Below are 10,991 nucleotides of genomic sequence, written 5' to 3'. Positions count from 1 at the left end.
TTACCAAGGGAGAAGCTCTTTTTCTATATCCGCTTTTTCCAATTCCTACACCCACAGAGATTTTACACTATCGAGAAAATGGGGGAAAAGCTCCCGAAGCGGGAGCTTTTCCAAAGATCGAACTATGCGTTTTTCTTGGCCAACTTCACCATCAGACGAGCGATGGTCTTCCGCTCTTCTTCCGTACCCACATCCCAAATTTCTTTGAGCGCGCGGTTGGATTCGTTTTGCGGATCCACTTTGTCGTCCAGAAAACCGCCGATTTCGTATGCGAGGTTGGTGATTTCCTCTTCGCTGAAGCCGGCATTTTCCGCATGCTTGACGCGATCACCCAGGAATTTCTTCCATGTATCAAAATTTTTGAGTACTGTTGACATGAAAATCCTCCTTCGCTTGGCGATTTAAAATCAACAGTCGTAATATGCGAAAATCCCGGGGAATTTATGCGCGCGCCGAGCTCCAACACTTAATCCAAAACCTGTGAAAACATCGGACTCAGGTAATCCAGCCGCCGTTGGGGCTGATGATTTGCCCGGTGATATAACCGGATTCCGGCAGCGCCAAAAAATAAACTAATGAGGAGATCTCCTGCGGTGAACCCAGCCGTCCTACGGGAATATCCTCCTCCAACTGCCGCAACTCCTCCGCATCAAACCGCTCCATCATCTCGGTCTTCACCGCTCCTGGAGCGACGGCATTCACCGTAACACCGGAGGGGGCCAGTTCCTTGGCCAGCGCTTTGGTAAATGCATTAACTCCGCCTTTGGCTGCCGAATAGGCAACCTCACAAGAGCCACCCGTGATTCCCCAAACGGAAGAAACGTTGATAATACGCCCGAAGCGTTGGCTGATCATATGCGGCATAAACAGCTGGCTGCAGAGAAACACACTTTTTAAATTGACGTTCATAATGTCGTCCCATTCGTCTTCGGTCACATCGGACAAGAGTGCATAATGCGAGATGCCCGCGTTGTTGACCAATATGTCGGGATACAACCCGTAATTGTCGAGCCGTTCCTTCATCCGCAGGATTTGCTCCTTGCTGCGCAGATCCGCCGCAACTGTATAAGCCTTGGCTCCAAGCTCCAAGCATTTGCGGGCTACCTCATTCGCCGCTTCGTGAGAATTCATATAGTGAATCACCACGTTCATGCCCACCGAAGCGAACCGCAGCGCCACCTCGGCGCCGATCCCCCGGCTTGCTCCAGTGATGAGGACGGTCATGTCCGCGATGTTTTTTCCTATCCCATGATTGGTCTGCATTTACGGGCTCACCACAATCGAGACGGCAAGCTGCTCCCAATCGATATGCTCGCGCAGCCGCGCGTTAATCTCTTCCAAGGTCAGCGATTCATAAATCGGAAGGACCGTAAACAGATCGCCGCCGCGGAATTTGTAACGGGTGAATTCGTGAGCGATGTTCTCCGGCGAGTTCAACATGCGCAAGTATCCACCGATCTTCTTCTTGCGCGCCCGTTCAAAATCTTCCTGACGGAATCCGGAAGCGAGCACCGCCTCAGTTTCCTCCTTAATTACAGCCAGCATCCGGTCTGGATCCTTCGTATCCCCGCCGATCGCCGAAAACGCGTAATTCGGGTTGCTGTTGTATTCATGGCCAAAGCTGTCAGAGATCAGGTCGAGATCGTACAGCTTTTGGTACAGCTTCGTGCTGGCCCCAAACAGCAGATCCAGTGCCAGCTTCGTAGCCAGATCGCGGCGCAGCAATTCCTCGCCGGCAAAGCCGAGGCGCGTCTCTTTAAAGCCAAATAAGCATTTTGGCTGCGACACCGGCAGGCGGGATTCCCGCCGTTTCTCCGACACTTCACGCGGCTCCGGATCAAACAACCGCTCGATGGATCCTTGCGGTTTGTATTCCTTTTTCGCTTGATTATCCCGGACCAGCTTGAACACTTCCTCCGGATCTACCCCGCCAACGACGAACAACAGCATGTTGCTCGGATGGTAAAACGCATTGTAGCACGTATACAACGTTTCCTTGGTAATGGTGCCAATCGATTCTACGGTGCCGGCGATGTCGATGTGAACCGGATGCACCTTATACATCGCTTCGATCAGGCCAAAATAGACCCGCCAATCCGGGTTATCCCGATACATGCCGATCTCTTGGCCGATAATGCCTTTTTCCTTCTCGACGTTCTGGTCGGTAAAGTAAGGATGCTGTACGAAATTAATCAGCGTCTCCAGGTTGGCCGCAATCTTCTCCGTTGCCGAGAACAGGTAGACCGTCTGGTCGAAGCTGGTAAACGCATTCGCGGAAGCGCCTTGGGAAGCAAAGGTGGCAAAAATATCGCCTTCAGGCTCCTCAAACATTTTATGCTCCAGAAAATGGGCAATACCATCTGGAACCGAAATGTCGTCTTGCCCTTCTACCCGGAAATGGTTATCGATTGAGCCGTATTTGGTCGCGAACGTGGCGTACGTTTTCTGGAAGCCCGGTTTTGGGAGTACATACACCTGCAAACCGTTGTCCATCGTTTCGCGATACAGCGTTTCCTGCAAAGCGTCATAACGTATCGTTTCCATCCGCCTACCCCTCCTTCTGGCCTGTCAAAAAGTATATCGTATCAAGCTGGACGGTTTCCGCGGCCGCTACAACATCTTTAGGTTGAACCTGCTCGACTTGATGAAGCAGTTCCTCCGCCGACCGGTCTTTACCAGACAGAACGCGGTTGAAGTCATAGGCGATCATATCAAAAGCGGAATCCTGCATCTCCAGCAAGCTGTTGCGGATCATCGCCTTCGTCTGACTCATCTCCAGCTCGCTGATTTCTCCAGCACGCATGCTGTCCAGCTGCGCTTCGATAATGCGAAGGGCTTTCTCATAATTGGCAATTTCAATGCCGGATTGAATGCTGACGATGCCTTTATGCCCGTCGTAACGAGAGGCGGCATAGTAGGCCAAGCTTTCTTTCTCCCGTACATTGAGGAACAGCTTAGAGTGTGGATAGCTGCCCAGAATGCCGTTATAGAGCAGCAAGGAAGCATAGCGATCGTCTCCATAAGTGATCGGTGTACGAAGACCTAAATTCAATTTGCCCTGATTGACGTCGAGCACTTCTTTTACGGTCCGAACTTCCTTCCCTCGAAGATCCACCTGCTCCGGCTTATATGCTGGAGTGGTTGAACGATTCAAGCTAAAATGCTTGGTAACCAGCTCCTCCACCTCGGCCAGCGTCGTGTCGCCCACCACATACAAATCCAGGTGCGCTTGCTGCAGCCAGCTTTGGTAGGAGGCGTATAAGGATTCGGGCGTTATGCCGTCCAGTTCGCTCCGTTCCCCCAGCGGATGGAGACGATAAGGATCGTCCTTAAACATCTCCTCTGTACAGCGTTCAGCCGCATAGCGAATTTTATCGTTAATGATCCCTTCCAGCTTCTTACGAACGGACTCCCGTTCGGAGTTCACATAGGCGGTGCGGAACACCCCGTTCTCCTTCGCCGGCTTGGTTACGACTTCCCCTAGAAAAGCAAAGCTTTGTCCCAAGAGGGAATCGTTGCTTTTGACAAAAGAATCATTAATCGTGTCCATACGGAACTGGACCATTTGGTAATTGCCGCGTTTATATACATCAAAGCCGAAGCCCGCTCCGTACATATGCTCCAGCTGCTCGCGGAACTGCGTCGTTTCCGGATATGATTCCGTACCCCGGCGCAGTACGAACGGAGTAAGGGCCGTTGCGGTAACCGTTTGCTCTTGCAACGGCAGTCCCGCATATAGAGAAATGGCAAAAGTTTTGAATCGGTTGGTCGGCAGGACATGCAGACGAATATGGCCTACGGTGCCGCGCTCAAATCGCGTTTTGTTCAAAGCCAAAACTCCTTTACAAGAAAGTCAGTTCCATTCTATACCAATTCAAAGGAAAGAAGCAACCTGACGACAAGCGGCTGCTCCTTCGAAACTTAGCTATTTACATGCAGAAAATATGCTCTCCGATCGTCTTCACCTGCGGACGCGACCAGATCCATTTCGATGTCGCCGTTTTTGGGTTAAAGTAATACAAGCAACCGCCGGTTGGATCCCAGCCGTTTAGCGCTTGCTGCACAGCTTTACGTGCCTGTTCGTTTGGCTCCAGCCAGATTTGACCGTCGGCAACGGCTGTAAATGCGCCTGGCTGAAATATCACGCCGGATACGGTGTTAGGGAAGCTCGGCGACTTCACCCGGTTTAAAATAACCGCAGCTACGGCAACCTGCCCTTCGAAAGGTTCCCCCCGTGCCTCTCCGTATACCGCATTCGCCATAATTTTTAAATCGTTCTCCGACAGCCCCATAGTGTTCGAGGCGGATAGATCTTCGGATTCCGCTTTGACGCTGCCGCCGCCACTGGACTTATTGGCCGCACCGTCTTGGGACTTCTTGCTTCCGCCGGTATTCGCGTACTCCATGCCTGGCTTCCAGTTTTTTGTGGCATTGTACAGCTTCAGTTTCGTTTTGGGACCTGCGAGTCCGTCAACCTTCATGCCAAATTCCGACTGAAACCATTTAAGCGCCTCGAGGGTTTTGGGTCCAAAATAACTGTCCAGCTTCCCATGATAAAAACCGAGATAAGCGAGCCGTCCTTGCAGCTCATACACGTCCTTCCCGAAAGCTCCATAATCGATAACCTGTTCACTGAACGCGGGCTGCGCTTTATAAGTATTGACTTTGCCCTCGGTAAGCGTATGCCGGAGCACGTCGGCCCCGTATCCGATTCCGAACAAGAGCAGCACTAAACCGGAGGCAAACCAGATCTTTGCTTTCTTCATACGTTTAGCTCTACCTCTCTTCTTAGAAGTTGTTCTACAAGGATGGGTAACTTTAGTATGACAACCGTTGTCCCTTCCTATGCACCCATAAGGTTCAAGCTAGACGAATTAAAGAAAAGGGAAGGCCCCCTTCGATTCTACAGAATCAAGAAGAGATCCTTCCCATTTTATATTGATCGATGGACATTAACACTTCCCGCGGTTTGCTGCCTTCATATGGCCCAACAATTCCTCGCGCCTCCATGGAGTCGATCAGACGCGCAGCACGAGTATACCCAACCCGCATCCGTCGTTGCAGCAAGGAAACAGAGGCTTGCTTGGCTTCCAGTACGATTTGGACGGCTTGATCAAAGAGCTCATCCTGTACTTCTTCGGTCTCCTGTACTTCTTCATCCACTTCAGGTACCAGGCTTTCGTCGTATTCGGCTTGGCCTTGCCCCCGCACATAGTTTACAATCGCCTCGACCTCCTGGTCGCTCATAAACGCCCCCTGCACCCGGATCGGCTTAGACGCGCCCATCGGCATATAGAGCATGTCCCCGCGGCCTAGAAGCTTCTCGGCACCAGCCATATCCAGAATCGTTCGGGAATCGACCTGAGACGATACGCCAAACGCGATCCGTGACGGGATGTTGGCTTTGATTACGCCGGTGATGACGTCTACCGAAGGCCGCTGCGTCGCGATGATCAGATGGATCCCCGCCGCCCGGGCCATCTGCGCCAAACGAGCGATGGCATCCTCGACATCGCTGGCTGCAACCATCATGAGGTCCGCTAACTCGTCGACAATCACCACGATATACGGCAACACCGCCTCAGGTTGGTCCGCCATCATTTGGTTGTAGCCTTCAATATTCCGCGCTCCCGATTTGGAGAATAACTCATATCGTTTCTCCATCTCCACCACGATCTTCTTCAGCGCTAGTGAAGCGCGCCGCGGATCGGTCACAACCGGAGTGAGCAGATGCGGAATACCGTTATACACATTAAGTTCGACCATTTTCGGATCGACCATCATAAATTTCACTTCATCCGGCTTCGCTTTGAACAGAATGCTGGTGATAATGCCGTTAATGCACACCGACTTCCCGGAGCCGGTAGCCCCGGCCACCAGCAAGTGAGGCATCTTCGCCAGATTGCCCACGATCGTTTGACCGGAAATATCTCGCCCAAACGCTATGCTTAGCTTAGACTCCGCCTCCATAAACGTTGGCGTCTCCATCACCTCGCGCATCGTCACCAGCGAAACCTCGTTGTTCGGCACCTCGATTCCAATCGCAGATTTCCCTGGAATCGGTGCTTCCATCCGGATATCCTTCGCTGCCAGAGCCAAGGCGATATCGTCCGTTAAGTTAACAATTCGGCTGACCTTCACACCGATATCCGGCTGAATTTCGTAACGGGTTACCGCAGGTCCGCGTACGACCTCCAACACCCGGGCCCGCACGCCAAAGCTTTCGAGCGTAGCTTCCAGCTTCCGCGCGGTTTGCATATAATCCGCTTGATCACCGGACTTCCCTGCCCCAGCCGGTTTCGACAGAAGCCGGAACGAAGGCAGCTTGTACGGCTTCGGATCGGGCTTAGGCGCAGGCGGCGGTGCCGCAGCTTGTCCGTCGCCCTCAGCCTCACCAGCCCCCTCAAGCATATCGGCTGCAGGATTCCCAAGCCCGGATTTATCATTATCCCCGGAGATATCCTCTCCTACTGGATCAAGTACATCCTGTGCTGTTTCCTCGAATGGGACGCTAGGAGAGAGAGCGCTATGCAGCCCAGGCTCGTCCTCATCGGGTTCCTCATCTTGATGGAAGCTTTCCTGCTGAATGTGGTCGAAGAAATCACGGATAATCGGCCCTGTGTCACTGCCAGCAAATCCGTCTGACTTCCTAGACTCGTCCTCATCCCTGCCGATATAGTTGACTTCATTCCAGTTGATTCCTGCATCCACCGATTGCTCAGCAGACTCCGCGACCGCAGGCTTCTCATCTTCGATGGGCGCTGCTTCCACTGGTTCATCAGATCTTCCCTTGAAGTTCAGCAGCTGGAAAAATACCGGCTTCTTACCGCTTGCAGCAGGCACCGCTTCTTCATCGAGAGAAGATTCTTCATCCTCCGAATCATCATAAGTGGTAACCACAGGCTCTGTCTTCTTCACCGCTCGTTTAGCTTTGTTCCGCACGGGGATCGGACGAAGCATGCGCATTTTTTTTCCGAAGTTTTCGGCCAGCACGGCCAATCGGGAATTCAGCATTCGGAATAAATCCACATACGATAATCCGGTCACCAGCATGAAGCTAATCGCCAACAGTACGATCATAATCAGCTTCGCACCGGCCATGCCAAACAAAGAATAAAGCAAAGCAAATTCAAGTGCACCAACATAGCCGCCGCTAATATCCAGGCCCAGCAGGCTGATGCCGGCATCGCTCACCGCAGGCTGGAACAACGCTGTTTGCAGATCGCGGTGAATCTGGCCCAGCACATTACCTGTAGATAAAGGCACGGCTGGCGCCAGCTTATGCTGCATGGCCGAAATGGTGCTCATCAGCGTCAGCGCTAACACTGCCAGCAGCACACCGCTGCGGCGAGCGTTCCAGCGATTCGGCCATTTCCGGTTGATCATGACGGCTAGTCCTATGTAAATGCCAATTAAGGGGATCACAAAATAAAATTTGCCGAGGATCAACGCAGCCATTTTCGATAGCGTCCTTCCTACGGCAGCCTCCCCGCTCAAGGCGATAATCGATAAAGTGATTAGGATGATTCCGTATATTTCGTATTTCAGTATGCTGCCGATCGCAGCTTTCCTCTTCTTCCGTTTCCGTGGCAAAACGAAAACACCCCCTAGATGAATATTATACCATATTCACCGAGGGGGGCCTAGAAAAGATGCCGTCGCCGGCATAGATTCTCACTTTAATAACGTGGGGTAAAATGTAATTTGCCGCCCGGGCGCCAGATCGGGGTTCAAATAATCCTCCAGTCGGCAGCGCAGCAGCCGTACGATGGTCGCCCGATTGCCCTCCTCCATCCGCACCTGCATCAGCACGCCGTTCAGTTCGATTTCACCGTACGCCGCCTGGTTTTCGGCATTCTCCCAATAAGCCTCCTCCGGCAAGATCGTATAATGCGTCATTGGGTTATCCCTCCTGCTTGCTTCGCTTGTCGCTTCGATTCAATCATCGAATTCAGCTTGGCTAATCCATCCCCAATCCCGCCGATGGCATCAATTAGCCCGTACTTCACTGCATCGCTGCCGCCAACTGCTGTACCGATATCCCGGTTTAATTCCCCCGTCTTAAACATCAGCTCCTTGAACTTCTCCTCGGATATCTTCGAATGGGTTGTTACAAAACGCACGACCCTTTCTTGCATCTTCTCAATATACTCAAAAGTCTGAGGAACTCCGATCACGAGCCCGGTCATGCGAATCGGATGGATGGTCATCGTGGCGCTTTCGGCGATCAAGGAATAATCGGAGGCCACAGCAATCGGAACACCGATGCTATGCCCGCCGCCGATAACAACCGTGACGGTAGGCTTGGACAGGGAAGATATCATCTCTGCAATGGCAAGCCCCGCCTCCACATCGCCGCCTACGGTATTTAATATAATTAACAGTCCTTCAATCCGCGGATTCTGTTCCGCTGCCACTAATTGAGGAATAACGTGTTCATATTTCGTTGTCTTATTTTGCGGCGGAAGCACTAAATGCCCTTCGATCTGACCAATGATCGTTAAGCAATACACATTCGATTCACCGGAAGTAGGCACCGCCGTTTGCCCGAGCTGCTGAATCATTTCTGGAACTGTGGCTTCTTTTTTCTCCGGTTCGGTCGTTGGCGGAAGTTCAGATTCACTGCGAACGCTTGATTTGCTTAAGTGCTTATTCATGATTAAGCCTTCCTTTCGGTGTCGGCAATCCGACGAAGTCTCGTTGTCTATGCAGCCCTTAGTATGCCGACAACCTTCTTCAATCTATGCAAGAGAGACCTCAAATCAGGAACCTCACGCCATATCGCATGAAAACGACAAAAAGCCCCTTTCCTGCGGAAACCGTCCATAATAACCGGCAGGAAAGGGGCGACTGTGTGCTTAAGTTGGTTAATTCATCATTATACTTCCATGATGATCGGCAAAATCATCGGTCTACGGCGCGTTTGCTCATACAAGAATCGGCCAAGGGCATCCTTCACGTTGGTTTTCAACGAAGCCCATTCGTTTACGTTCTCGCTCATCAGCTTCTCCAGTGTACTGGAGACAATACGGTTCGCTTCTTCCAGCAAGCCTTCCGATTCACGTACATAAACGAAGCCGCGCGAGATAATATCCGGTCCGGATACAATTGTTCCGTCTTGCTTGCTCAGCGTGACAACCACAACCAGGATCCCATCTTGGGATAACAGTTTGCGGTCGCGCAATACGATATTGCCGACATCGCCTACGCCAAGACCGTCGATGAGCACATTACCAGCTGGAACTTTCCCAGCTTTGCGAGCTACACCGTTCTGAATCTCAATCGTATCCCCGATATCAATCAGGAAGATATTGTCTGGATCAATACCAACCGACTCCCCAAGCAAAGCATGCTTCCGCAGCATACGATATTCCCCGTGGATCGGAATAAAATATTTCGGCCGCATCAGGTTCAGCATGAGCTTCAGCTCTTCCTGGCTGCCGTGACCCGAAACGTGAACACCGGAATTCGATCCGCTGTAAATGACTTCTGCTCCGAGGCGGAACAATTCATCAATCGTCCGGCCTACGTACTTCTCATTACCCGGTACCGGTGTTGCCGCGATGATAACCGTGTCGCCTGGAAGAATATCAACCTTGCGATGCGTCGAGCGAGCCATCCGCGTCAAGGCGGACATCGGTTCACCTTGGCTACCAGTGCACAAAATGACAACCCGATCTGCAGCCATCTTGTTAACTTCTTCCGGCTCAATGATGATTCCGTCCGGTACGTTCAGATACCCTAACTCTTCCGCGATTGTCACCACGTTCACCATACTGCGGCCAATGATGGTCAGCTTCCGGTTCGTTGCGTGTGCCGCATCGATGACTTGCTGAATCCGATGAACATTGGAAGCGAAGGTTGCTACAACTACGCGTTGCTTCGCTTTATGGAAAATATCGCTAAGTACGATGCCAACATTCTTCTCCGATGGCGTAAAGCCCGGTCTCTCCGCATTAGTACTGTCGGATAACAGCGCTAGCACGCCATTCTTCCCGATTTCGCCCATTCGGTGCAAATCCGCATATTGATCATTGACTGGGGTATGATCAAATTTGAAGTCACCGGTATGAACGATATTTCCTTCCGGAGTTTCGATGCATACACCCACCGAATCCGGAATACTATGATTCGTCCGGAAGAATGAAGCTTTCATCGTTGTTCCAAGCTCAATCACGGAATCGGCATTGATCAATACGCGTTTCGTTTCGCCGAGCAGTCCCGCTTCCTTCAGTTTGTTCTCAACCAGACCTAAAGTTAATTTCGTCCCGTAAACCGGAACGTTCAAGTTCTTCAGCACGTAAGGCAAACCGCCGATATGGTCTTCATGGCCGTGCGTCAATACGATGCCTCTTACTTTATCGCGGTTCTCCGTCAAGTAAGTGATATCGGGAATGACGATGTCGATGCCGAGCATGTCCTCTTCCGGAAACTTAAGTCCGGAGTCGATGACAACAATGTCATTGGCATATTGAACGACATACATGTTCTTCCCAATCTCTGCGACGCCGCCCAATGCGAAAATCGTCAATTTCTCATTATTTATTTTTTTAGACAAGTGAATCTAACCCTCCTATTATTATGGACGTCGTATCGAAAATCCCTATGGAAATAGCTCCAAACGCTACATCTAAATTCCAAAGCCTGTAAATTGCAGGAATAAACAATCGCCTTGATCAAGACGAACTCGCCGTTTCTCAAAGTCATATCAAATGGTTGTTCAATCAAGTTCTAGTAAAATCCACAGCTTCATCCATACCAAGCGGTCTGGTAAAACGTTCTCCGTACTCGCTTACACTGGCAGAAGCCAACTTCTTGAACAAGCCATTTAATTCATAATTCACCGCACCCAGTCACTTGAACTCATTATACATGATTAAATTGGCAAAAAACAAGTCAGCGCTTTTCCCTACGTCTAACCTTACCTTGTGCCACGATAAGAAAAACGCCTGGCGGCGTCCTTTTAAGTTCGTTCAACTGAGTTCATACGT

Annotated in this window: 9 protein-coding genes; all 9 read right to left on the bottom strand. The window is 51.1% G+C overall.

What is annotated here, in order from left to right; genetic code table 11:
- Nucleotides 1-122 precede the first annotated feature (122 nt).
- The 9 genes from RW092_RS04705 to RW092_RS04665 all read right to left on the bottom strand — a co-directional run bounded on the left by RW092_RS04705 (nucleotide 123) and on the right by RW092_RS04665 (nucleotide 10,558).
- Nucleotides 123-377: a DUF3243 domain-containing protein gene (locus RW092_RS04705; protein ID WP_016312383.1), complete on the bottom strand. Its 255-nt coding sequence runs from the start codon at nucleotides 375-377 to the stop codon at nucleotides 123-125.
- Between the two features lie 118 nt (nucleotides 378-495).
- Nucleotides 496-1,263 (bottom strand): elongation factor P 5-aminopentanone reductase, encoded by a 768-nt coding sequence (ymfI, locus tag RW092_RS04700; RefSeq protein WP_316009650.1) that lies wholly within the window; start codon nucleotides 1,261-1,263, stop codon nucleotides 496-498.
- A complete protein-coding gene (gene yfmH / locus RW092_RS04695; RefSeq protein WP_016312385.1) occupies nucleotides 1,264-2,544 on the bottom strand; it encodes an EF-P 5-aminopentanol modification-associated protein YfmH in 1,281 nt (426 codons plus the stop codon).
- Between the two features lie 4 nt (nucleotides 2,545-2,548).
- The gene (gene yfmF, locus RW092_RS04690) at nucleotides 2,549-3,829 is read right to left on the bottom strand and encodes an EF-P 5-aminopentanol modification-associated protein YfmF (RefSeq protein WP_316009649.1); all 1,281 of its coding nucleotides are present in this window, start codon (nucleotides 3,827-3,829) and stop codon (nucleotides 2,549-2,551) included.
- A 100-nt stretch (nucleotides 3,830-3,929) separates the two neighbouring features.
- Nucleotides 3,930-4,766 (bottom strand): spore cortex-lytic enzyme, encoded by an 837-nt coding sequence (gene sleB / locus RW092_RS04685; RefSeq protein ID WP_028539130.1) that lies wholly within the window; start codon nucleotides 4,764-4,766, stop codon nucleotides 3,930-3,932.
- A gap of 145 nt (nucleotides 4,767-4,911) precedes the next feature.
- Entirely contained in the window at nucleotides 4,912-7,593 is a 2,682-nt protein-coding gene (locus tag RW092_RS04680) for an FtsK/SpoIIIE family DNA translocase (RefSeq protein ID WP_316009648.1), read from the bottom strand.
- Nucleotides 7,594-7,674: 81 nt separating this feature from the next.
- The gene (locus RW092_RS04675; protein WP_016312389.1) at nucleotides 7,675-7,899 is read right to left on the bottom strand and encodes a YlzJ-like family protein; all 225 of its coding nucleotides are present in this window, start codon (nucleotides 7,897-7,899) and stop codon (nucleotides 7,675-7,677) included.
- A complete protein-coding gene (locus tag RW092_RS04670; RefSeq protein WP_316009647.1) occupies nucleotides 7,896-8,657 on the bottom strand; it encodes a ClpP family protease in 762 nt (253 codons plus the stop codon). Before RW092_RS04670 ends, RW092_RS04675 begins: the two co-directional genes overlap by 4 nt.
- A 221-nt stretch (nucleotides 8,658-8,878) precedes the next feature.
- On the bottom strand, nucleotides 8,879-10,558 hold the full coding sequence (locus RW092_RS04665) for a ribonuclease J (protein WP_316009646.1): 1,680 nt from the start codon (nucleotides 10,556-10,558) through the stop codon (nucleotides 8,879-8,881).
- Nucleotides 10,559-10,991: the final 433 nt, after the last annotated feature.

This window comes from Paenibacillus sp. 3LSP (assembly GCF_032465655.1).
GTDB lineage: Bacteria > Bacillota > Bacilli > Paenibacillales > Paenibacillaceae > Fontibacillus > Fontibacillus barengoltzii.
Note: the sequence above shows the minus strand (reverse complement) of the source record. Positions and strands in the feature narration are given on the sequence as shown.

Bases quoted from the DNA above. Each gene is read 5' to 3' on its own strand.
- RW092_RS04705 (WP_016312383.1), bottom strand. From the start codon at position 377: ATGTCAACAGTACTCAAAAATTTTGATACATGGAAGAAATTCCTGGGT.
- RW092_RS04670 (WP_316009647.1), bottom strand. From the start codon at position 8,657: ATGAATAAGCACTTAAGCAAATCAAGCGTTCGCAGTGAATCTGAACTT.
- ymfI (WP_316009650.1), bottom strand. From the start codon at position 1,263: ATGCAGACCAATCATGGGATAGGAAAAAACATCGCGGACATGACCGTC.
- RW092_RS04675 (WP_016312389.1), bottom strand. From the start codon at position 7,899: ATGACGCATTATACGATCTTGCCGGAGGAGGCTTATTGGGAGAATGCC.
- sleB (WP_028539130.1), bottom strand. From the start codon at position 4,766: ATGAAGAAAGCAAAGATCTGGTTTGCCTCCGGTTTAGTGCTGCTCTTG.
- yfmH (WP_016312385.1), bottom strand. From the start codon at position 2,544: ATGGAAACGATACGTTATGACGCTTTGCAGGAAACGCTGTATCGCGAA.